We start from the raw sequence: 20,174 nt of genomic DNA, 5'->3' as shown, positions 1-20,174 counted from the left end.
GCAGCGCTGCGGGTTGGCCCGGTCGCTTCACGACAGCGAATTCGGTGGGGCAGGCGTCGGGGCGCACGCGCATCCGGCACGGTGATCTCCTTGTCCACGGCAGTCCACGTGCCAGCCGCGGGCATCGCTGCTAAGGCTGAATTCGATGGTTCCGCACGCCCCATGCGTGCCGACCTGCGCCGGTCGTGGATGACGCGCAGTCTAACGCAGCACCCAGCGGGGCAGGGCTAGCGGCGGCCGAGCCGCCGCTGTGTGTCAGCTTGCGGCGGGCGCGCGGGCGCCGGCGCGGCCCAGGGCATAGCTGGCGACTACGTAGACCACCAGCGCGGTCACGATGGCGTTGAGCGGCGGAATGCCCGGCAGCAGATTGGCTGCCGCGAAGCCCAGTGCCCATGCGCCCACGGCGATCCAGTTGACCGTGTCGAAGGCGGCCTGTTCGAGGGCGGCATACCGCCGACGCGCGACAAGGAAATAGTCCGCAATCAGGATCGCACCGATCGGCGGCAGCGCCGAGCTGAGAAACGACAACCAGCCGACGAAGTTGTTGTACAGCCACAGCGCGAACACGGTACCGACGATGCCGTTGACGAGCACGATCCAGTGCTTGGGCCAGCCGGTGATATTGGAAAAACCCAGCGACGCGGCATAGAGCGCGTTGTCGTTGGTGGTCCAGATATTCAGGCCGAGCACGAGAACGGCCGGGATGATCAGCCCCTGAGCGAACATGACCTGCGAGATGTCCGACTCGCTATAGACCAACGCGCCCACCGCACCGAAGGTGAACATCAGCGAGTTGCCCAGGAAGAAGGCGATCAGCGTGGTGCTCACACCGATCTTCGGGGTCTTCGCAAAGCGCACGAAGTCCGGCGTGAGCGTCGCGCCGCTGATGAACGAACCGATACAGGTCGAAAGCGCCACCGCGAGGGTGATCGAGTTCTCCGGCTGGATTGCGGCCAGCGCGCCCAGGCCACCGGCCTCGTTCACCGCCATGCCGACCGAGAGATTGCCTAGAACGAAGATGGCCGGGACTGCGATCAGGCTGAGCACGGCAAGTGCCTTGAAGCCGAGATAGGCCGTCGCGGTCATCAGCACGCCGCCGGCGATTATCAGCCATAGCGTATCGATACCGGTAGCGACCTGGACCGGCAGGGCGAACATCACCACGCCGACCCCAAACCAGCCCACCTGGGTCCCGCCAAGCAGCGCCGAGGGCAGCCACGAACCGCGGCTGCCGAAGGCATAGCGGCTGATCAGATGGGTGGACAGCCCGGTGCGGCTGGCGATGAGTGCGAGCAGCGCGGCATAGGCGCCGAGCACCAGATTGCCGCACAGCACCACCGCAGCGAAGCGCGCGAGCGAGAGCCCCTCGCCGAGTGTGCCGCCGGCCCACATGCTGGCCGAGAAGAAGGTGAAGCCGAGCATCACCGCGAGCATGGTCCAGAAGCCGCGCCGCGCGCCGGCGGGGACCTGTTCGAGTTCGTAGTCCGTGTGCTGTTCTGCCATGTAGGTCGCTGTTCCCCGGAGCGGTTTTGCAGGCCGATTATGCCGGCTTCCGGTCAAGCAAGCCTCGTGCCATGGCGGCGAGGTGCCGGCGCAGCTCTAGCCGGCAATTCGCGTGGTTGCGGGCATGGCTTGAATCTCGGCGGTGGGAAAGGTCATGGCAAAACGCGAGACCGCGAGCGTCGCCAGATGACGCTGCGAGAAGATATCCGCAAAGCCCGCATCCGACGGTATGGCGTGATCTGTAAGCCGCGCGGCACGAACCCGGCCGCGGGCCGAGATCCGGGTGCGATAGCGATAATCGCCGCAGGGCTGATCGAGGGTATGCCAGCGCGGTCGCAACAGGCGGGTCGTCACCGGTAGCGGTGGCCCAAACGCACGATAGGCCAGGCGAATAGTCGCACTGCCGCCGCGGTGAATATTCACTTGGCGGGCATGGCCGTCGGCCTGATTGCGATCGCGGAAACTGGCGCGCTGTTTGGGCAGGCCCCAATTGAACCGTCCGCCGTCGACGCTTTCCTGTGTGGACACCCAGATATGCGTAACGGCCGGCATGGGTACACCGTGTTCGTTGGCGAAACGGCCGGGAACAATAAGCAGTTCGCGATAGGGGCCGACGTTGGAGCTCGCGTAGTCGACCAGCATGAGCGCCCCGATACCGCCGCGGGCCCGGCCGCGTAGTGCTGGTACGGCTTCGGCACAGGCATTGCCGAACTCCCGGCTGCAGGCGAACAGTGCAATCAGGCCGCGGCCTTCGAGTTGCCAAGGCGGAGCGATGATATCTGCGTGGCGATCACTCATGAGTCCATCCTAGAGGATGGACTCACTGGCGTGCATGCGTCGAGCTATCGAGCTGTCGACCGAAACGCGAACGATGGACTTTACGGGCGCGCTCAGCCGCTGGCGAGTGGCAACGCGGGCCGCGCGCGGTAGCGATCCCCGAAGCGGGCCTGCAGCGCGCTGACCTTGGGCGCATCCCAGTGGCGGATATAGGGATGGTTCGGGTTACGGGTCGCGAAATCCTGGTGATAGGCCTCGGCCGGGTAGAACGCGTCGGCCGCGATCGGGGTGACCTCGGTGGCGATCGGCGCGTCGTAGACGTCGGCGTCGTCGAGTTGGGCGATATAGTCTTGCGCCGCGCGGTTCTGGCCAGCATCGAGCGCGAAGATGGCCGAGCGGTACTGGCTGCCGCGATCGGGCCCCTGGCCGCCGACCTGGGTCGGATCGTGGGCGACCGAGAAATAGATCTGCAGCAGATCGGTATAGCCGATCACTGCCGAGTCGTATTCGATACGCACCGCTTCGGCATGACCGGTACGCCCGCTGCTGGTGGCCCGGTAGCTGGCGGTATCGGCATCGCCGCCGGCGTAGCCGGAGACGACATCGGTTACGCCTTCGACGTGTTCGAACACGGCTTCGATACCCCAGAAGCAGCCGCCGGCGAGCACTGCCGTTTGCATGCCGGTGGGCGCGGTCGCTATCGGCTGCTCGGCGGTCGGTACGTCGATCGCTTCGGCCTCTGCCGCCGCCGGTACGAGCAGCGGCCAGAGCAGCGCGCCGGCGCAGCCGATCACGGCCAGCGCCATGCCCAGGGGGCCCAGGCGTTTCGTATGGGTGACTGGGTTCATGACTGAATCCTCTGGTGTTCAGACTTGGGGCGTGGCAACGAAATGCATTGCCACGGCATTCATGCAGTACCGCAGCCGGGTCGGCGGGGGGCCATCGTTGAAGACATGGCCGAGATGCGCATCACAGCGCGTGCAGACGACCTCGGTACGGCGCATGCCCAGCGTGCGGTCGACGTGTTCTGTGACATTCGGCGCCGCGATCGGTTGCCAGAAACTCGGCCAGCCGGTGCCGGAGTGGAACTGGGTGGCGGCATCGAACAGCGCGGTATCGCAGCAGATACAGCAATAGATACCGGGTGCGTCCGGTTTTTCGTAGTCGCCGCTGTAGGGCCGTTCGGTGCCGGCCTGGCGGGCGACGCGATACGCCGCAGGCGACAGCTGTTCCTGCCACTCGGCATCGGTTTTCACGATCTTGTCGAGCGTCTTTTCGCCCACGCGCTGGCCGTCGTCGCCGAAGACCACGATCCGCACGCTGGCCGGGTCGGCCGCGGAGGCGCGTCGTGCCCAGGGCAGGCTTGTCAGCAGCACGGTCGCGGCGAGCGCACCGGTCAGTAGCCGGCGCCGGTTGTTGTCGACCGGATTGGTAACAGATTGGATGTCGTTCGTCGTTTTCATATGCCGGCCCACCATTCATAGCCGCGGTCTTCCCAGTACCCGCCGTTGCCGCCCTGGATCGCCGCAAAGCTGTCGACCAGTTCCAGGCGCATAACGTATTTCGCCATCTTGTAGCCGAGCTGGCGTTCCGCCCGCAGGCGCAGGGGCGCGCCGTTGGCGATCGGCAGGCGGTCGTCGTTGAGCCCGTAAGCCAGCAGGGTCTGGGGGTGATAAGCCTCGACCATGTCGATGCTTTCGTAATACTTGACCGGCCCGCCGTAGATGTTGTCCGCACAGTGGAAGACCACGTAGCGGGCCTCGGCGGTCGGGCGCACTTGGTCGAGCACGTCGCCGAGCACCGCACCCGTCCACTTGGCGATACAGCTCCAGCCTTCCACGCAGTCGTGGCGGGTGATCTGGGTGCGCGACGGCATGGCTTTCAGGTCGTCGATCGAGAAATCGGCCGGCTGGCGGACGAGCCCGTCGATACGCAAGCGCCAGTCGGCGAAGCCGTTCGCGGCGTGCCGTTTGTAGTCGTCGTTGCTCGGGTTGGTGCTGCCGTTGGCGCGCATGGTGTCGGCGATATCGCTTTCCGAGAATTCGCGGGCCAGCGATGCGCGTGACGACACCAGCCGCTGGGCGGCACGGGTGAGCCGGTCGGTCGCGCCGAGCAGATCCTTGACCTGATCGTTGCGCGACAGGCTGTCGCAGCCGGTGAGTGCAGCGCTCGCGCCGAGCGCGCCCAGGCCGGTGATCAGGCGCCGGCGTTTCGGGTCGGGGACGATGAGCTTGCGGTCACGCATGGCGGTTGTCCTTGGCGGTCGGGGCGTCGCTGCTGATGCGATAGCGGCCGGTGATCATCGAGCGCAGGTTGTTGAGCACGCCCGAGATCAGCACCAGCCCGAGGTGGATCACAAAGAATGCGACCAGCGCGAAGCTGAATATGAAATGCAGCGTGCGTGCGCTCTGGCGACCGCCGAAAACGTCGAGCAGCCAGGGCCAGGCGGCGTTCATCGTCGGCGACATGGTCAGGCCGGTGAGCACCATCAGCGGCAGCAGACCGAACAGGACCAGCAGATAAGTGAGCTTCTGCAGGCCGTTGTAGTCGGCCTTGTGATCGAACTTGAGCCGCGCGTGGTGCGCGATCGTGGCCGGCAATCCGCGCCACTGGGCAGCGGTCGGCCAGACCAGCCGGCGCCGGGCGCGGCTGGCGAGGGTGTAGATCAGATAGGCAAGCAGCATGGGCACGAAGATCCACGCCGCCGCGAAATGCCAGTAGCGGCCCATGGCCAGCCACTGCGGGCCGGGCAGGGTCGCCCAGGCGGGGAAACCGCGTTGGTCGAGTTCGCCATTGCCGTCGCGTGATAGCCCGAGCACGCCGGTGGTGTTGATGCGATAGCCGGCGATCCGGACTACGCCCATCGGTTCGCCGTCGTCGCCGCGCATGGCGGTGATCTGCAGGGCCGGGTCGTCGAAGTTGGAGTCGTTGCCCCAGTAGAGCGCCGGGTGGGCATTGAAAATCTGTAGCCCGCTCATCAGCAGCACGACGAGGCAGACGAGGTTGATCCAGTGCCAGACGCGCGTGAAAAGCCCGTGACGTTTGATCAACCGGCCGCGCCGCCGGGCCGTGCTGTGTGGATTGTTGTTGGCGTTATCCATGATCAGGCCCGTCTTCCGAGAAGAGCAGCCCGCCGGCCGGGGCCGGCAGGCAACCGGGAGGGCGAATTACATGCTGTCTTCTTTCATGCCGTCTTCGTTCGACATGCCGGCTTCGCCAGACATGCTTTCGTCGCCGCCCGCCATGGGCTCGTCACCGTCGAGCGGCGCCTGATAGGTGTCGCTCTGTGCGCCGTTGCTGCCCGGATCCGCCTTCATGCCATCGTCATGCGTCATGCCGCTTTCCTGCGACATCGAGCCTTCCTCGCCCGACATGCTGTCTTCAGCGGCCAGACCCGCGACGCTCCAGACCAGGCAGGCCGAGAACAGCAGGGCGCCGAGAAGCGGGGTGCGGATGGATTGGGACTTGGTCATTGCAACTCTCCGTTTTGGATGATCCGACCGGGTGTGTGCAATTCATAGAGGGCCCGGTCGGCCGCCGCGAATAGGCGGCTGATGACGACATTAGGCGGGGCGCCCGACGCAATCATCACGAATAGATAACGTAGCGGGGCGATTTATGGTTTCGTGATGCCCGTGGTGTGCCGATAGATAGAGAATGGGCGTCGGTCGACAGGGAGCACGGCATGGCAGAACGCATACTCTGTGTAGAGGACGATCCGGATATCGGGCGGCTGCTGGTCGCCATCCTGGGCGAGGCCGGTTATCCGGCGGACTGGGTGACCAGTGGTGAACAGGCGTTGGAACATTGGCGCGATGCCGCGCTGGTCGTGCTCGATCTGATGCTGCCCGGCATCGACGGCCTTGCCGTCTGCCGCGAGATCCGCGCGCATGATGTCGGCATCCCACTGATCATGCTCACCGCGCTTGCGGGCACCCGCGACGTGGTTCTGGGCTTGGAAATTGGTGCCGACGACTACATCACCAAACCTTTCGATGCGGAGATTCTGCTCGCTCGCGTGCAGGCGTTGATGCGCCGCCGTCACCGCGAGGCGGCACTGCCGGCCGACGTTGCGGCGGCTGCGCCGATCACCGTAGGCGCGTTGAGCGTTGATATCGACAAGCACGAGGTGCGGGTCGACGATACCCCGGTCTCGCTCACCGCCAAGGAGTTTGCCCTGCTGGCCCTGTTCGCTCGCAATCCCGGCCACGGCTTTTCGCGCAGCGATTTGCTCGACCAGGTCTGGGGGTCGGAATTCGACGGTTTCGATCACACCGTCAACACGCATATCAATCGCCTGCGCGGCAAGATCGAAGCCGATCCGGCCGAGCCGCGTTATATCCAGACCGTCTGGGGCGTGGGTTACCGGTTTGTCGATCCGCACGACATGCCGGGCGATGGCGTATGAAGCGCGCCTGGCAACGTATCGCGAATGTTTCGCGCAGCCTCTATGCGCGCATCGTCTTCGTTTATTTGGCTGGTCTGTTGCTGTTGTCGGTGACAGCGGCATGGGTAGCGGTCAGCCAGTTCGAGCAACTTGGCCGCGAGTGGCAGCAGCGCACTCAGATCGATCTGGCGGACAATCTTGTTCGGGTCATGCAGGCACCGCTCGGCGCCGGCCCGGACTCGCCCGCAGCGCGTGATGCGGCCGACCAGATCCTGTCCATCAACCCGGCGGTTTCGCTCTATGTGCTCGATGCCGAAGGGCGCGTGGTCGGCGACTATGCCGAAGCCGGCTGCAGCGATAACGCCCAGGTTCCGCTGAGCGCGATCGAGGATCTGCTCTCGGATGAGCCGATGCTGCCGGTGCTGGTGGAGGCGCCATGCTCGCACCACGACAGCGTGTTTTCGGTGGCGCCGGTGCGTTTCGGCGCCGCCGGAGAGCCCGGCTATCTGCTGGCCGTGCTCGATGCCGGCGCGCGCATGTCGATGTTCGCCATGCTGCGCACCAGCAGCATTACCCGGACGTTGCTTATCGCCGGCTCGTTGGCCGTCGGACTGGCCGGTGTGCTCGGGCTGCTGCTGTTCGCGCTGCTGACCCGGCGTTTTCGAAAGCTCACGGCCGCTGTCGAACGATTCGCCGTTGGCGACTATGGCCAGCGTATCGATCCGGGGCGTGCAGACGAGATCGGCCATCTCTCGCGCGCGTTCAACGATATGGCCGCGACCATCGAAGCCCAGCTCGACGCCCTGCGCGAGAACGATCGCCAGCGCCGTGAGCTGGTTGCCAACCTGTCGCACGATTTCCGTACCCCGCTGACGTCACTGCGCGGTTATGCCGAACAGCTGCGCAAGGCCGAGAACCTGCCGGCCGAAACCCGCGATGCGCACTTGGCTGCGATTCTGGCCAACGCCGATCGCCTCACGCGGCTGGCGCGTCAGCTGTCGACGCTGGCACGGGTCGATGCCTTCGAAAAACCGCTGTGCGTGGATGCGTTCTCGCTCGCCGAGTTGATCCACGACATCGCCGGCAAGTTCCGCTCGCAGGCGCTCGATGCGGGCCTGGAGCTGACGGTCGATTGCGCGCCCACGTTGCCACCCGTGGCGGCCGATCTGGCGCTGATCGATCGCGTGCTCGCCAATCTCATCGACAATGCGATCGCGGCCACGCCGCCGGGCGGCAAAGTTGCCGTCGTGGCAAGCGTGTCGGACAGCCGGGTCGTGGTGGAGATCAGCGACAGCGGCGTCGGCCTGTCGGCCGACGAACTCACGCTGGTCACGCAGCGTTTCTATCGCACGCCCGCGTCGCGCAGGCGCGGCGAGGGATCGGGTCTGGGCCTGTCGATCGTCGAGGAAATCTGTGCGCGGCACGGCACGCGGCTGCGCCTGTGCAGCGCGCCGGGCGAGGGGACACAGGCGGCGTTCGATCTGCCGATCGCGTGATCGAATCGTGAGGATTGGCGTGCCGGCACGCCCCAGACTGGCGGCCAGCGGTCGCAACGGCCGCCAACCACCGGAGCGCGCCATGACCCGTATTCGATCTGTTCTGCCGGCAACGCTTTTTACTCTGTTCGCGTTGCTGCTCGTTCCGGCGGCTCAGGCCGCGCCGCGGCCGGTGGTGCTGGAGTTGTTTACCTCAAACGGCTGTTCGAGCTGTCCGCCGGCTTATGAACTCTTGCGTGAGCTGCAGGCTCGCCCGCCGGTCGATGACGTCCGACTGATCTTGCTCAGTCAGCACGTCGACTACTGGAACCGGCTGGGCTGGGTCGATCGCTATTCCAGCGCGGACTTCACCCAACGCCAGCGCGAGTACGCCCGCGACGTGTTCGGCAGCGGGCGTGTATATACGCCGCAGCTGGTGGTCAACGGCAGCGACGAGATGGTGGCCAGCCGCGGCAACGAAGTGCGCGCGGCGATCGAGCGCGCGGCGGACGCCGCGGATCTCGGCGTTACGGTCGACGCGCGCACGGCAGGCGACGGCTCTATCGACGTCACCGCGCGCGTAGAGCGCGGGCAGATCGCTGCACCCGCGAGCGTCTGGTTTGCACTCACCCAGGACGAGGTCGTCTCGCATATCGGGGCGGGTGAAAACCGCGGCCGAAAGCTGATCGAGAACGGCGTCGTGCGTACGCTGCGCCGGGCGGGCCATCATCCCGCGAATGCCGACACGGTACGCAGCTACCGTGCGCAACTGCCCAGTCCGGCGGATGTCGATCGCGACGATCTATTGGTTGTTGTATTCGTGCAGCGTGACGATGACCGGGTGATTGTCGGTGCCGGGCAGGCGGCGCTCGAAAGGGCGCGTACAGCCTCGCACTGAACGAAAGAAGCCGCCAGGTAGTCGGCCGAATGACGCGCATAAAAAAGGGCAGCCCACGGGCTGCCTTTTCGCAAACGGACCGGCGCGATCGGCCGATCGCAGCGACTTACATGCTGGATTCGTCCTGATTCATGTCGTCGCTATCCATGCTGCCGTCCTTGGACATGTTTTCCTTGGTTACGTCCTCTTTGTCGGCCATGCCGTCATCTCCGGACATGCTGCCGTGGCCGGCTTCGCCGGACTCGTCGTAGTCTTCGCCGTCCTTGCTACCGTCGGACGTGCCGTACTCGTCTTTGGCGGCGCCGCTTTCCTCGGTCATCATGTTGTCGTCGGACTTCATCGAGTCGCTCGACATGCTGCCCTCGGTCGACATGCTGCTTTCGCCGGACATGCTTTCGTCACCGCTGTGGTCATCCGCGAACGCGGCCGGGCTCAGGGTGAGCACGCCGGCGCAGACGAGCGAAGCGAGCAGGGACGAGGTGAATTTCTTGTTGGAACGCATATGCAACTCCTTGTGCATGCGACACGGGGCGAGAGTGTTTGCCCCGTGCGGTATGACCATTAGTACGGATCGTCCGCTGAACCGGCGCTTTATGGTTTGCGACGGCCCGATGGCACTTCCCGGATACTAGCGACCGGTGGCTTGGCAACGGTATCCGAAAATACACGGATTCATGGGATCGTCACTTTGCAGGATAGATTTCGAATAGATGGCTTTTAAAACAGGGTTGTGCTTTGAATACATCGGGTAACAACGGTTCTCATATGCAATACGGCCGCGTTCGCTACCTCGCCCGAGGCCAACGGCGATGAAGAGCGCTTTGGCTCGTGTGCTGGCAGTTCTGTTCATGGTCGGCGGTCTGGGCGTTGCGCTCCCGGCCGCTGCCCAGGGCGACCGGGTGCTGGTCTTCGCCGCGGCGAGCCTGAAGAACGCGGTGGACGACGTGGCGAGTGCGTATGAGGCGTCGCACGACACCGATCTGCGTGTGAGCTATGCGGGCAGCTCCACCCTGGCCCGACAGATCGAGCAGGGCGCGCCGGCCGCGGTGTACATATCAGCGAACGAGGCCTGGATGGATCGGCTGGAAGAGCGCGGGCGGATCATGGCCGCCACTCGCGTCGACCTGCTGCGCAACGACCTCGTGCTGGTTGCGCCTTCGGACCGCGGTGTTCGACCGACGCTGGCGCAGAAATCAGACCTTTTCGCTGCGCTCGGTGCGAACGGTTATCTCGCCATGGCAAATACCGAGGCCGTGCCGGCCGGAATCTACGGTCGGCAGGCCTTGCAGCAGCTCGGGTTGTGGAACGAGCTGCAAGGTCGTATCGCCCAGGCTGAGGATGTGCGCGCCGCGCTCGCGCTGGTCGCCCGAGGCGAGACGCCGCTGGGCGTTGTCTATGCAAGCGATGCCGTGGCCGAGCACGGTGTGCGTGTGATCGAAACCTTTGCCGCGGACAGCCACGATCCCATCATCTATCCCGCCGCGCTGGTCACGGATGCCGATACGCCCGCGGCACGGGATTTCCTCGCCTTCCTGCAGAGCGAGCCGGCACGGCAGTTGTTCAAGCAGTGGGGCTTCAGCATTGCGGGCGCCGAATAGATGTTGAACCCGGCCCAGGCCGAAGTGCTGTCGCTGAGCCTGTGGGTGGCGAGCACCGCGGTGCTGTTCAGCCTGCTGCCTGCATTGGCTGCGGCCTGGTTTCTGGCGCGCTCGCGCTGGCGCGGCAAGATGCTGGTCGATGCGCTCGTGCATCTGCCGCTGGTGCTGCCGCCGGTCGTGACCGGCTATCTGCTGCTGGTCGGCCTCGGGCGCAACAGCCTCGTCGGCGGCTGGCTCGCGGATACCTTCGGCCTGGTGTTCGCTTTCCAGTGGACCGGCGCGGCGCTGGCTGGGGCGATCATGGGCTTTCCGCTGCTGGTGCGCCCAATCCGCCTGTCGCTGGAGGCCATCGATACACGCGTCGAGGCCGCGGCTGCCACGCTGGGCGCGTCGCCGGCCTGGGTCGCGCTGACGGTCACCGTGCCGCTGGTTTTGCCGGGGCTGATCGCGGGGATGGTGCTCGCGTTCGCCCGCGCACTGGGAGAGTTCGGCGCGACGATTACCTTCGCTTCCAATATCCCCGGCGAGACGCGCACGCTGCCGATCGCGATCTATACCTTCATCCAGGTGCCGGGTGGTGAGAACCAGGCGCTGCAGCTGATCTTGATCTCGATCGCCGTGTCGCTGTCGGCGCTGCTCGTGTCGGAACTGATCGCGCGCCGGGTCAAGCGCCTACAGGCGCCGCTGTGATGCTCTCGATCGACGTCGCTCATCGCATCGGCGATTTCTCGCTGGATTGCCGTTTCGACAGCGACGCGCGCGTGACCGGGCTGTTCGGCCCGTCCGGCGCGGGCAAGAGCACGCTGCTGCGCATCATGGCCGGGCTGATCCGGCCCGAGCGGGGGCGTGTCGAACTGGCGGGGCGCTGCGTGTTCGACAGCGCACGCAATATCCATGTGCCGGCTCATCGCCGGCGTATTGGCTATGTGTTCCAGCAGGCGCGCCTGTTCACCCATCTGAACGTGCGCCACAACCTGCGCTATGGCGCGTGGTTTGCGCGCGACAAGCCGGATGCCGAGCGCTTCGATCAGGTCGTGGACATGCTCGATATCGGGCCGCTGCTCGGTCGCCGCGTGGCCGGGTTGTCCGGCGGCGAGCAGCAGCGGATCGCCATCGGCAGGGCGCTGTTGTCGAACCCCGCGATGCTGCTGCTCGACGAGCCGCTGGCCTCGCTCGATGCGGCGCGCAAGCAGGAAGTGCTGCCTTATGTGGAGCGGCTGAGCGTGGAGACGCAGCTGCCGATCGTGTTCGTCAGCCATCAGCTCGACGAACTGCTGCGACTGGCCAATCGGCAGGTTGTCGCGGTTCGCGACGGTCGAGTCGCCTACTGTGGCGCCACGGCGGAGTTTCTCGCCCGCCCCGAACTGCTGGGCGCCGATCAGGCCCGCGATGCCGGCGCGCTGCTACGGGTCCGGGTACGCGAACACCAGCAGGCCGACGGCCTGTCGGAACTCGACTGCGGCGGCCAGTCGTTGTTCGTGCCGCGGGTCGATCAGGCGCCGGGCAGTGCGGTGACCGTGCATGTGCGGGCCCGCGACGTGATGCTCGCCCGCGAGCGTCCGCAGGGGATCAGTGCGCTGAATATTCTCTCCGGCACGATCGAAAGCCTTGTGGCCGACGGCGACTATGCCGTGAACGTGCTGATCGGCGTGGGCGATCAGCGCCTGGAAGCGCGGGTCACGCGGCGCTCGGCCGAGCATCTTGAACTGGCGGTGGGGCAGCCGATCCATTCGGTGATCAAGAGTCTGGCGCTCGCGGAACAGGCCTGGGAGCGTCTTGGCGGCCTGTGATTGCGGCGCAGAACACGCTTTCTGCTAGATTCGAATCGCACGTCTTCCAAGGAGAAAGCGATGAGGAGAGCGTTACTGGCAACGGGTGCGATGGTGTTGGCGATGGCCGCGGCAGGGCCGGCTTTCGCACAACAATCGGAGACCCTTGATTCGAAGTCGACCGATGCGACAAAGGCTTCCGAGTTGCCGCTCGACAAGGTCTGTCTGCAGCGCAGCAACATCTATAGCGCAGGCTCGGTCGTTACGATGAACGAGAAGCCTTACGTCTGCAAGATGGACAAGAACAGCGGTACCGGCACCCTGAGCTGGGTCGCCATAGAGCCCGAGTCCTAGGCCTGAGCATGTGTTGATGACGACAGGCCGGGCGCGAAACCGCGTCCGGCTTTTTCGTTCTAGCCCGCGTGCCCAGCGAAGCGCTCGTGGATTTCCAGCACGTGCACGATGCTCGGCAGCAGGGCCGCCAGCGTTTCCTCCGAGCCCGAGCGGCTGCCGGGAAAAGTCAGCACCAGCGAGTTATGGGCAAACCCGGCCACTCCGCGCGACAGCACCGCATAGGGCGTGCGGCGCTGACCGAAGGCGCGGGCGGTTTCCATCAGCCCCGGCATGGGCGTGGTGAGCATCGGCTCGATGGTCTCGACCACGCGGTCTTTCGGCCCGATGCCGGTGCCGCCGACCGTGATGATCAGATTCGTGCCGGCCGCCAGCGCGGTCTGCATCGCTTCGCGCACACGTGATTCGCTGTCGGGCAGGATCTGGTAATCCAGCGGCGTGAAGCCGGCCTGTTCCAACCCTTCGACGACCTGGCGGCCGGCGGTGTCCGGCTTGTTGCCGTCGGCCACTGGGTTGGACACCATCAGCACGCTGGCGGACAGCGGCTGCTTCAGCGTGCGCTTGAAATGGCTCTTGCCGCCGGTCTTGTCGAGCAGGCGGGTATCGCCGATCGCCAGTTCCTCGGGCTCGGCATAGGGCTTGAGCATGTCGTAGAGCGTGAGAGCGGCCATGCTGGCAGCGGTCAGCGCTTCCATCTCCACGCCCGTTGGGCCGATCGTGTGGACTTCGGCCTCGATCACCACGCGATCGCTCTCCACCGCGAAATGCACTTCGGCCGCATGGATGGGCAGCGGATGGCATAGCGGCAGCAGTTCGTCGGTGCGCTTGGCCGCGAGAATGCCGGCGATACGCGCCGAGGCCTGCGGATCGCCTTTCTCCGTGTCGCGATCGGCGATGCGCTGCAGGCAATGGCCGGGTGCGTAAAAGCTGGTGGTCGCGGTCGCCGAGCGCAGCGTCTCGGGTTTCATGCCGACGTCTTTCATCGGTGCTTCCTTCTATGGCTTGCGCGGACGTTCGGGTTGCACGACTTCCGTGCCTTCGAGATAGGCGCTGCTGCCGTCTGCATAGTGTTCGTTCTTCCATACCGCGACGCGCGCCTTCAGCTCTTCGAGCGCATTGCGCGCGGCGTCGAAGGCCGCGGCGCGATGCACCGCGCGGACCACGATATAGACACTGACCGCCCCGAGGCCGAGCCGGCCAGTGCGATGCTGGATACGGCAGGCGGATACATCGAAGCGCTCGATCGTCTCGGCCTCGATATCCGCGATCGTACGGGCGGCGAGCGGGCCGTAGGCGGAGTAATCCATCGACGCGACTTCGCGCCCGTTGTTGGCCAGCCGCACGGTGCCGCCGAACACGACCAGCGCGCCGCATTCGTCGTCAGCGGTTTCATCCATGAGCGCGTCGAGGTCGAGCGGCGCGTCGGTCAGATGATGCGAGTCGGATGCCGGCTGGCCGCCGGATACCGGTGGAATCAACGCGACCGTGTCGTTCTCGGCCAGCGTGTCCGTTGCCGCGAGCAGTCTGTCACCGCGCGCACAGGCGGTACGCGAGAGCAGATCGGCCGCCGCCGGGTACTGGCGCTGGGCACAGACGATGAGTTCGGCGGAGGTATGCGGCGCGTCGACGTCGACGGTGACCGACTCGGCCTGCATCAGCCGCTCGAGTTCGCCGAAGCATTCGACAGTGACGCGGATCGTTTCGCTCATGGCAATCGCTTCGCCGGCAGGCGGGGCAAACGTGGGTTCGCCAGCTTACCTGTGGCCGCACCCAGCGTGAACCGCACGCACCCGGCTTGGAGTTCAAGCGCGGCGGCGCGGTTCAACCCGTGCCTTCGCGCGCAATAACCTGCCGCGGTTCGAGACACCAGAAGCCGAGCGCGACCGCTTCGAGCAGACCGGCGACCGCCATCGTGCCGCGCCAGCCGGCGACCTCGAACGCCACGCCGGCGATCAGCGAACCCGCTGCGCCGCCGAGAAAGAAGCAGCCCATATACGCCGTCGTGATTCGGCTGCGCGCTTCCGGTCGCAGGGTATAGATCGTGCTCTGGTTGAGAATCTGTACGCCCTGCACTCCCAGGTCCATCAGCAGAATGCCGACCACGAGCGCGGTCAGCTGATGGGGCAGCAGGCCCATGAGCGCGAACGATGTCAGCGCGATAAGCATGAAGCCGGCGGTCGCGATCCGGCCGTGGCCGCGATCGTGCAGGTTACCGGCCAACGAGGCGCCGAGCGCGCCGGCCGCGCCGAGCAGGCTGAACAGGCCGATGGTGGTTTCGCTGTAGTGATACGGGGCGGGCGCGAGCAGGAACGGCAGCGTGGTCCACATGATGGTGAAGGCCGCAAAGCCGAGCGACCCATAGACGATGCGCTGGCGCAGCTGCGGTTCCTCGACGAGCAGCGCGCCGACCGAGCGCAGCACCTGGCCGTAGCGCAGCGCGCCGGCGGTGCTGGCCGTGTTCGGCAACACACGATGCAGCACGGCTGCCTGACCGAGCATGACGACGGCAGCGAAGCCGAATACCGCACGCCAGCCCGCGATGTCCGCGATCAGTCCGGAGAATGCCCGGGCGAGCAGGATGCCGATGAGCAGCCCGCTCATGACCCGGCCGACGACCGCGCCCCGCGCGTTCGGGGCGGCCAGATGGGCTGCCATGGGTACGAGAATCTGTGCCGCCGTGGCGGTCACGCCGATCAGGATGCTGGCGACGATGAAACCGCCAAAGCCCGGCGCGAAGGCGGCCGCTGCAAGCGACAGTGTCGAACCGAGACACAGCAGCGGCACCAGTCGGCGACGGTTGAAGAAATCACCCAGCGGCACGAGCAGCACCAACCCGGCGGCGTAGCCGAGCTGGGTCACGGTGACGATACTGGCGGCGGCGGTGCTGGAAACGTCGAGAGTGCGCGAGAGTAGATCCAGCAACGGCTGGGCGTAATACAAACCGCCCACCGACAGGCCACAGGCCAGGGCCATCAGCCAGACGAGGGGTGTGTTCGGGGTGAGTTCGGTCGTTTCAGCGTTCACGGTAATTAGGCATTGGACACGGCAAGGCGCGCGATTGTACCGCTGTATGCTGCAATGATGTCGGCCATGCGATCCGCAGGCGCAGGCGCGTGGCATGAAAAAGGCCCGCCTGAAAACAGACGGGCCTTGCCTTGCCGCGCGTGTCGACGATCAGTCGTCGTCGCGCTCGCTGTGCAGGACTTCGCCGGTCTTGCCGTCGACGGTCAGCTCTACGTGCTGGCCGGCGGGGTCGGTGGCCTCGACCTCGTAGCGATCCATTTCACGATCGATGCTGTCGATGTTCGTGTAATCCTTGGATTCGAGCATCTGGACAACGTCGACAATCGACTTGGTGTTGTCGCTGGTGCCGGTCTGCGCGAGGGCGACGCCCGGGCCTGCGACCAAGGCGGCGGCGAGGGCAAAGGGTGCGATACGGTTATTGAAACGGGACATATGTCCTCCTTGCGTTGAGTTCGAGAGCCAGTCTGGACAGCTGCCATCGAATTCATGGTGAACATCTTGTTAATCGCCAATTCATCGCCGCGGCCATGCAATAGCGTCATGCGACTTCTATTCCTCTCGACTATCTTTTGCCTGCTCGTGGCGATCGGCGCCGTGAGCAGCGTAGGCGTGCTAAAAGCCGACGACTCGGACGCGGCCGACGCGCGCGCCGCGCGCCGCGCCCTCGACGCCGGCGAGATCCGGCCGTTCGGGCAACTCCTCGCCCAGGTCGAGCGCGATTGCCGCGGTCGCTTCGTGGAGATGGAACTCGAGGAAGACGACGGCCGCTGGATCTACGAAATCAAGATGCTCGGCCCGCAGGGCGACGTTGCCGAGTTGGAGTACGATGCCGCCGACCTGCGCCTGCTCGAGGCCGAGGGCAAGCGCCTGGGCGCGCTCGAATGCGTACCGCCCGGGACGCCCGACTGATGCGACTTCCCTGATGCGGCTGTTAATAGTCGAAGACGAACCCACGCTCGCCGATCAGCTCGTCGAAGCACTCGGCGAGGCGGGCTATGCCGTGGACGTATCCACGGACGGGGAGGACGCGGCGTACCGAGGCGCGACCGAACCCTACGACGCCGTCGTGCTCGATCTCGGGCTGCCGCGACTCGACGGCCTGAGCGTACTGCGCCGCTGGCGTGCCGAGGACATGACCACGCCGGTGCTCGTGCTCACCGCGCGCGGCGAGTGGCACGAGAAGGTCGACGGCATGGACGCCGGCGCCGACGACTATCTGGCCAAGCCGTTTCGCATGGAAGAGTTGCTCGCCCGCCTGCGAGCGCTGATTCGTCGCGCGAGCGGCATGGCGTCTGCGGTGCTTACCATCGCCGGCGTCACCCTGGATACGCGTTCGGCGCGGGTCAGCGTCGCCGGCCGGCCCATCAAGCTCACCGGCCATGAGTACCGGGTGTTGTCGTATCTGATGCATCACGCCGACGAGATCGTGTCCCGCAGCGAGCTCATCGAACATATTTATGCTCAGGATTTCGACCGCGACTCCAACACCATCGAAGTCTTCATCCGTCGTCTGCGCAGCAAGCTGGATCTGGCCGTGATCCATACCGAGCGTGGCTTTGGCTATCGCTTTGGTGAACAGCCGGCAGCGGCATCCGACGCATGAGGCGCGCATCGCTGCAGCGGCGACTGTTTCTCGGCGCCGTCGCGTGGATCGTACTGGCACTGGTTGCCACCGGCGTGCTGTTGTCGGTGCTGTTTCGCGATCATCTGGAAGACGAGCTGGCGCGGCGTTTGGACGCTGATTTCCTGCAGCTGGTCTCTCAACTGGAAACCACGGCCGACGGCAACATCACCCATCCGCGCGCGATGAGCGACCCGCTCTACCAGCGCGTGCTGTCCGGCTATTACTGGGAAGTCGATCGCGACGACGACGTGTTGATCCGCTCGCGTTCGCTCTGGGATCAGGCGCTCGCGCCGGACTCCGACGGCGGATCGCTACAGCGGATCGACGGCCCGCGCGGCATGCCGCTGCTGGCGGTGGTGCGTGACGTGACGCTGCCGCGTATCGAGGCGCCGCTACGGTTGACCGTGGCCGCGAGCCTCGAGCCCGTCGAAGCCGCCGTGGACGATTTCCGCCGCACGATGGCTATCGCGCTGGGTTTGCTGGCGCTCGGGCTGATTCTCGCCGCGGCGCTTCAGGTACGCCTCGGGCTGCAGCCGCTCGGCCGGTTGCGCCGCGAACTGGCGGCTATTCGCGGCGCGCGCGCGGAACGGCTGTCCGGCGACTATCCGGGCGAGGTATCGCCGCTGGTCGAGGATCTCAACAGCGTGCTCGCGCACAATGCCTCGCTGATCGAGCGCGCCCGGCGCCAGGCCGGCAACCTGGCCCACGCGCTGAAGACGCCGCTATCGGTAGTCGGCAACGAGGCTGCGCGCATGCAGCGCCACGGCGAGGTCGAACGTGCCCAGCGGTTGCGACATGAAGTCGAGGCCATGCAGCGCCAGATCGACTGGCACCTCGCGCGTACGCGTATCGCCGGCGGTCGCCGTTCCGGCCAGGCAACGCCGGTCGTGCCGGTACTCGAGCGGCTGCAGCGCACGCTGCAGCGTCTCTATGCGGAGCGTGGCGTGGTGATTGATATTGAGCCGTCGTCAGCGGCCGCGCTGTTTGCCGGAGAAAGCCAGGATCTGGAACAGATGCTCGGCAACCTGCTTGAGAACGCCTGCAAGTGGGCGCATGGCGTGATCACGGTTGGCGTGGCGTCGGTTGAAGCCCGGGGCGTCGTGGAAATCGTCATCGACGACGACGGCCCGGGGCTCGACCCGGATCAGCGGGAAAGTGCCGCCCAGCCGGGTCGTCGGTTCGACGAACAGGTGCCGGGGTCTGGCCTGGGGCTGGCCATCGTCAACGACCTGGCCGGCGCCTACGAGGGATCGCTGGCGCTTGAGCGCAGCGCCGCAGGCGGTTTATCAGCGCGCCTGCAGCTACCGGCCGCGCCAGCGAGCTAGCGCTCGCGGGTCTCGACGCCCGAGTCATTGCCGACGATTAGCACGTCTGCCGGCCGGCGAGCGAAAAGGCCGACCGTGACCACGCCGGGCAGGGCGTTGATCGCGTCTTCGAGTTCGATCGGGTTCATGATGTCGAGGTTGTAGACATCGAGGATCGGATGGCCGTTGTCGGAAATGAAGCCGCTGCGCAGTTCCGGTTCGCCGCCGAGCTTGACCAGCGCGCGGGCCACGCTGGAGCGGCCCATTTCGATGACCTCCACCGGTAGTGGAAAGCGTCCGAGCAGGTCGACCTGCTTGGAGCCGTCGACCATGCACACGAATTTGCGTGCCGCACCGGCGATGATCTTTTCGCGGGTGAGCGCGCCGCCGCCGCCCTTGATCAGCTCGAGGTGTTCGTTGGCCTCGTCCGCACCGTCGATATACACGCCCAGTTCGCCGCTGCTGTTGAGATCGACCACGTCGAAGCCGGCAGCGCGAAGGCGCTCGGTGGTGGCCTTGGAGCTGGAAACGCAGCCGGGGATCTCGGGCTTGCGTTCGGCAAGCACGTCGATGAAGTGGTTCACGGTCGAGCCGGTGCCCACGCCCAGATATTCGCCTTCACTGACGTATTCGTAGGCGGCCTCGGCGGCGGCGCGTTTCAGATCGTCCTGTTTGCCCATTAAAGATTTCCTGCGGTCGTGTCGAAATTAAACGTCAAGCGGTGCGCGCGCCGAAAATGGCGGTGCCGACGCGTACATGGGTGGCGCCCTCGGCGATCGCGGCTTCGAGGTCGGCGCTCATGCCCATGGAAAGGGTGTCCATTGTGTGGCCATTGGCGTTCAGATCCTTCAGCAGTGTGCGCAGAGCGGCGAAGGGCCGCCGCTGCGCTTCGGGATCGTCGGCCGGAGCCGGAATCGCCATCAATCCGCGTAGCTTAACGTTGTCGAGTGTCGCGATCTGGTCTGCGAGTTCAGCGACCTGCTCCGGGGCCAGGCCGGACTTGCTGTCTTCGCCGTCGATATTGACCTGGATACACAGATTCAACGGCGCCATGCCTTCGGGGCGCTGGTCGGAAAGTCGGCGTGCGATCTTGAACCGATCGACCGCATGCACCCAGGCGAAACTGGATGCGATATCACGGGTCTTGTTCGACTGAATGTCGCCGATAAAGTGCCAGAGAGGTTCGCGATCGGCGAGCGATTCGATTTTGGCAAGGGCGTCCTGGAGATAGTTCTCGCCGAAATCGCGCTGGTCGGCATCGAGTGCCTTGGCCACCAGGGCGGCTGGCTTGGTCTTGGAGACGGCGACCAGTGTGATGCTGGCCGGATCACGGTCTACCGCATGAGCGGCCGCTGCGATCCGCTCGCGAACCTGGGTCAGTGCGGTAGCGACATCGAAGTCGTCGGGCTGGGTGGTTGTCATGAAAATCGTTTCATTTGGCGGCGTTAGGTTAGGATTAGGATA

At 65.5% G+C, this 20,174-nt stretch carries 24 protein-coding genes; 10 read left to right on the top strand and 14 right to left on the bottom strand.

Annotated elements, in window-relative coordinates; genetic code table 11:
• Positions 1-255 precede the first annotated feature (255 nt).
• The 7 genes from codB to SADO_RS03160 all read right to left on the bottom strand — a co-directional run bounded on the left by codB (position 256) and on the right by SADO_RS03160 (position 5,753).
• A complete protein-coding gene (codB, locus tag SADO_RS03190; RefSeq protein ID WP_353109156.1) occupies positions 256-1,503 on the bottom strand; it encodes a cytosine permease in 1,248 nt (415 codons plus the stop codon).
• A 96-nt stretch (positions 1,504-1,599) separates the two neighbouring features.
• A complete protein-coding gene (locus SADO_RS03185) occupies positions 1,600-2,301 on the bottom strand; it encodes an acetoacetate decarboxylase family protein (RefSeq protein WP_353109155.1) in 702 nt (233 codons plus the stop codon).
• A 92-nt stretch (positions 2,302-2,393) separates the two neighbouring features.
• Positions 2,394-3,128, bottom strand: coding sequence for a peptide-methionine (S)-S-oxide reductase MsrA (gene msrA, locus SADO_RS03180; RefSeq protein WP_353109153.1), 735 nt, complete (start codon positions 3,126-3,128; stop codon positions 2,394-2,396).
• A gap of 18 nt (positions 3,129-3,146) precedes the next feature.
• Entirely contained in the window at positions 3,147-3,743 is a 597-nt protein-coding gene (gene msrB / locus SADO_RS03175; RefSeq protein ID WP_353109151.1) for a peptide-methionine (R)-S-oxide reductase MsrB, read from the bottom strand.
• Positions 3,740-4,525, bottom strand: coding sequence for a molybdopterin-binding protein (locus tag SADO_RS03170; protein WP_353109150.1), 786 nt, complete (start codon positions 4,523-4,525; stop codon positions 3,740-3,742). The genes msrB and SADO_RS03170 overlap by 4 nt, the downstream gene beginning before the upstream one ends.
• Positions 4,518-5,381, bottom strand: coding sequence for a cytochrome b/b6 domain-containing protein (locus tag SADO_RS03165; protein ID WP_353109148.1), 864 nt, complete (start codon positions 5,379-5,381; stop codon positions 4,518-4,520). Before SADO_RS03165 ends, SADO_RS03170 begins: the two co-directional genes overlap by 8 nt.
• A 66-nt stretch (positions 5,382-5,447) precedes the next feature.
• A complete protein-coding gene (locus SADO_RS03160) occupies positions 5,448-5,753 on the bottom strand; it encodes a hypothetical protein (protein WP_353109147.1) in 306 nt (101 codons plus the stop codon).
• A 212-nt stretch (positions 5,754-5,965) separates the two neighbouring features.
• On the opposite strand from SADO_RS03160, the gene SADO_RS03155 reads away from it, so the two are divergent.
• From SADO_RS03155 to SADO_RS03145, 3 genes are all read left to right on the top strand, one after another.
• Positions 5,966-6,688 carry a winged helix-turn-helix domain-containing protein gene (locus SADO_RS03155; RefSeq protein WP_353109145.1) on the top strand — a complete coding sequence of 241 codons (723 nt, stop codon included), beginning with the start codon at positions 5,966-5,968 and terminating at the stop codon, positions 6,686-6,688.
• A complete protein-coding gene (locus SADO_RS03150) occupies positions 6,685-8,163 on the top strand; it encodes a sensor histidine kinase (protein ID WP_353109144.1) in 1,479 nt (492 codons plus the stop codon). The genes SADO_RS03155 and SADO_RS03150 overlap by 4 nt, the downstream gene beginning before the upstream one ends.
• A gap of 82 nt (positions 8,164-8,245) precedes the next feature.
• Positions 8,246-9,040, top strand: a complete 795-nt coding sequence (locus tag SADO_RS03145; RefSeq protein ID WP_353109142.1) for a DUF1223 domain-containing protein — start codon at positions 8,246-8,248, stop codon at positions 9,038-9,040.
• Between the two features lie 106 nt (positions 9,041-9,146).
• On the opposite strand, the gene SADO_RS03140 is transcribed toward SADO_RS03145, so the two are convergent.
• Complete coding sequence (locus SADO_RS03140) at positions 9,147-9,542, bottom strand: hypothetical protein (RefSeq protein WP_353109140.1); 396 nt, start codon at positions 9,540-9,542, stop codon at positions 9,147-9,149.
• Positions 9,543-9,849: 307 nt separating this feature from the next.
• Between SADO_RS03140 and modA the strand changes: the two genes are divergently transcribed.
• From modA to SADO_RS03120, 4 genes are read left to right on the top strand one after another with little or no spacing between them, the layout of a single operon-like run.
• Positions 9,850-10,638, top strand: a complete 789-nt coding sequence (gene modA / locus SADO_RS03135; RefSeq protein ID WP_353109138.1) for a molybdate ABC transporter substrate-binding protein — start codon at positions 9,850-9,852, stop codon at positions 10,636-10,638.
• Positions 10,639-11,328 carry a molybdate ABC transporter permease subunit gene (modB, locus tag SADO_RS03130; protein WP_353109137.1) on the top strand — a complete coding sequence of 230 codons (690 nt, stop codon included), beginning with the start codon at positions 10,639-10,641 and terminating at the stop codon, positions 11,326-11,328.
• The gene (gene modC / locus SADO_RS03125; protein WP_353109135.1) at positions 11,328-12,428 is read left to right on the top strand and encodes a molybdenum ABC transporter ATP-binding protein; all 1,101 of its coding nucleotides are present in this window, start codon (positions 11,328-11,330) and stop codon (positions 12,426-12,428) included. Before modB ends, modC begins: the two co-directional genes overlap by 1 nt.
• A 60-nt stretch (positions 12,429-12,488) precedes the next feature.
• Positions 12,489-12,761 carry a hypothetical protein gene (locus SADO_RS03120; protein ID WP_353109133.1) on the top strand — a complete coding sequence of 91 codons (273 nt, stop codon included), beginning with the start codon at positions 12,489-12,491 and terminating at the stop codon, positions 12,759-12,761.
• A gap of 59 nt (positions 12,762-12,820) precedes the next feature.
• Here SADO_RS03120 and moaCB read toward each other — a convergent pair whose 3' ends face one another.
• From moaCB to SADO_RS03100, 4 genes are all read right to left on the bottom strand, one after another.
• Positions 12,821-13,741, bottom strand: coding sequence for a bifunctional molybdenum cofactor biosynthesis protein MoaC/MoaB (moaCB, locus tag SADO_RS03115; protein ID WP_353109131.1), 921 nt, complete (start codon positions 13,739-13,741; stop codon positions 12,821-12,823).
• A gap of 12 nt (positions 13,742-13,753) precedes the next feature.
• Complete coding sequence (locus tag SADO_RS03110) at positions 13,754-14,467, bottom strand: molybdenum cofactor biosynthesis protein (RefSeq protein ID WP_353109129.1); 714 nt, start codon at positions 14,465-14,467, stop codon at positions 13,754-13,756.
• A 112-nt stretch (positions 14,468-14,579) separates the two neighbouring features.
• Positions 14,580-15,782, bottom strand: a complete 1,203-nt coding sequence (locus SADO_RS03105) for an MFS transporter (RefSeq protein ID WP_353109127.1) — start codon at positions 15,780-15,782, stop codon at positions 14,580-14,582.
• A 150-nt stretch (positions 15,783-15,932) separates the two neighbouring features.
• Positions 15,933-16,214 carry a PepSY domain-containing protein gene (locus SADO_RS03100; RefSeq protein ID WP_353109125.1) on the bottom strand — a complete coding sequence of 94 codons (282 nt, stop codon included), beginning with the start codon at positions 16,212-16,214 and terminating at the stop codon, positions 15,933-15,935.
• 108 nt (positions 16,215-16,322) lie between these two features.
• Between SADO_RS03100 and SADO_RS03095 the strand changes: the two genes are divergently transcribed.
• The 3 genes from SADO_RS03095 to SADO_RS03085 are packed head-to-tail and all read left to right on the top strand — an operon-like array spanning position 16,323 to position 18,731.
• Positions 16,323-16,691, top strand: a complete 369-nt coding sequence (locus SADO_RS03095) for a PepSY domain-containing protein (protein ID WP_353109124.1) — start codon at positions 16,323-16,325, stop codon at positions 16,689-16,691.
• 13 nt (positions 16,692-16,704) lie between these two features.
• Complete coding sequence (locus tag SADO_RS03090) at positions 16,705-17,385, top strand: response regulator transcription factor (protein WP_353109122.1); 681 nt, start codon at positions 16,705-16,707, stop codon at positions 17,383-17,385.
• A complete protein-coding gene (locus tag SADO_RS03085; RefSeq protein ID WP_353109120.1) occupies positions 17,382-18,731 on the top strand; it encodes a sensor histidine kinase in 1,350 nt (449 codons plus the stop codon). Before SADO_RS03090 ends, SADO_RS03085 begins: the two co-directional genes overlap by 4 nt.
• On the opposite strand, the gene rpiA is transcribed toward SADO_RS03085, so the two are convergent.
• Both rpiA and SADO_RS03075 read right to left on the bottom strand, forming a co-directional pair.
• Positions 18,728-19,390: a ribose-5-phosphate isomerase RpiA gene (rpiA, locus tag SADO_RS03080; RefSeq protein ID WP_353109118.1), complete on the bottom strand. Its 663-nt coding sequence runs from the start codon at positions 19,388-19,390 to the stop codon at positions 18,728-18,730. The genes SADO_RS03085 and rpiA overlap by 4 nt on opposite strands.
• Positions 19,391-19,424: 34 nt before the next feature.
• Positions 19,425-20,132: a YggS family pyridoxal phosphate-dependent enzyme gene (locus SADO_RS03075; protein WP_353109116.1), complete on the bottom strand. Its 708-nt coding sequence runs from the start codon at positions 20,130-20,132 to the stop codon at positions 19,425-19,427.
• Between the last annotated feature and the right edge of the window lie 42 nt (positions 20,133-20,174).

This window comes from Salinisphaera dokdonensis CL-ES53 (assembly GCF_040361215.1).
In the GTDB taxonomy this organism is placed as follows: Bacteria; Pseudomonadota; Gammaproteobacteria; order Nevskiales; family Salinisphaeraceae; genus Salinisphaera; species Salinisphaera dokdonensis.
This window is presented reverse-complemented; position numbering and strand designations above follow the sequence as displayed.

Excerpts from the sequence above, each read along its gene's own strand:
- codB (WP_353109156.1), bottom strand. The coding sequence starts at position 1,503 with ATGGCAGAACAGCACACGGACTACGAACTCGAACAGGTCCCCGCCGGC.
- SADO_RS03185 (WP_353109155.1), bottom strand. The coding sequence starts at position 2,301 with ATGAGTGATCGCCACGCAGATATCATCGCTCCGCCTTGGCAACTCGAA.
- msrA (WP_353109153.1), bottom strand. The coding sequence starts at position 3,128 with ATGAACCCAGTCACCCATACGAAACGCCTGGGCCCCCTGGGCATGGCG.
- msrB (WP_353109151.1), bottom strand. The coding sequence starts at position 3,743 with ATGAAAACGACGAACGACATCCAATCTGTTACCAATCCGGTCGACAAC.
- SADO_RS03170 (WP_353109150.1), bottom strand. The coding sequence starts at position 4,525 with ATGCGTGACCGCAAGCTCATCGTCCCCGACCCGAAACGCCGGCGCCTG.
- SADO_RS03165 (WP_353109148.1), bottom strand. The coding sequence starts at position 5,381 with ATGGATAACGCCAACAACAATCCACACAGCACGGCCCGGCGGCGCGGC.
- SADO_RS03160 (WP_353109147.1), bottom strand. The coding sequence starts at position 5,753 with ATGACCAAGTCCCAATCCATCCGCACCCCGCTTCTCGGCGCCCTGCTG.
- SADO_RS03155 (WP_353109145.1), top strand. The coding sequence starts at position 5,966 with ATGGCAGAACGCATACTCTGTGTAGAGGACGATCCGGATATCGGGCGG.
- SADO_RS03150 (WP_353109144.1), top strand. The coding sequence starts at position 6,685 with ATGAAGCGCGCCTGGCAACGTATCGCGAATGTTTCGCGCAGCCTCTAT.
- SADO_RS03145 (WP_353109142.1), top strand. The coding sequence starts at position 8,246 with ATGACCCGTATTCGATCTGTTCTGCCGGCAACGCTTTTTACTCTGTTC.
- SADO_RS03140 (WP_353109140.1), bottom strand. The coding sequence starts at position 9,542 with ATGCGTTCCAACAAGAAATTCACCTCGTCCCTGCTCGCTTCGCTCGTC.
- modA (WP_353109138.1), top strand. The coding sequence starts at position 9,850 with ATGAAGAGCGCTTTGGCTCGTGTGCTGGCAGTTCTGTTCATGGTCGGC.
- modB (WP_353109137.1), top strand. The coding sequence starts at position 10,639 with ATGTTGAACCCGGCCCAGGCCGAAGTGCTGTCGCTGAGCCTGTGGGTG.
- modC (WP_353109135.1), top strand. The coding sequence starts at position 11,328 with ATGCTCTCGATCGACGTCGCTCATCGCATCGGCGATTTCTCGCTGGAT.
- SADO_RS03120 (WP_353109133.1), top strand. The coding sequence starts at position 12,489 with ATGAGGAGAGCGTTACTGGCAACGGGTGCGATGGTGTTGGCGATGGCC.
- moaCB (WP_353109131.1), bottom strand. The coding sequence starts at position 13,741 with ATGAAAGACGTCGGCATGAAACCCGAGACGCTGCGCTCGGCGACCGCG.
- SADO_RS03110 (WP_353109129.1), bottom strand. The coding sequence starts at position 14,467 with ATGAGCGAAACGATCCGCGTCACTGTCGAATGCTTCGGCGAACTCGAG.
- SADO_RS03100 (WP_353109125.1), bottom strand. The coding sequence starts at position 16,214 with ATGTCCCGTTTCAATAACCGTATCGCACCCTTTGCCCTCGCCGCCGCC.
- SADO_RS03095 (WP_353109124.1), top strand. The coding sequence starts at position 16,323 with ATGCGACTTCTATTCCTCTCGACTATCTTTTGCCTGCTCGTGGCGATC.
- SADO_RS03090 (WP_353109122.1), top strand. The coding sequence starts at position 16,705 with ATGCGGCTGTTAATAGTCGAAGACGAACCCACGCTCGCCGATCAGCTC.
- SADO_RS03085 (WP_353109120.1), top strand. The coding sequence starts at position 17,382 with ATGAGGCGCGCATCGCTGCAGCGGCGACTGTTTCTCGGCGCCGTCGCG.
- rpiA (WP_353109118.1), bottom strand. The coding sequence starts at position 19,390 with ATGGGCAAACAGGACGATCTGAAACGCGCCGCCGCCGAGGCCGCCTAC.
- SADO_RS03075 (WP_353109116.1), bottom strand. The coding sequence starts at position 20,132 with ATGACAACCACCCAGCCCGACGACTTCGATGTCGCTACCGCACTGACC.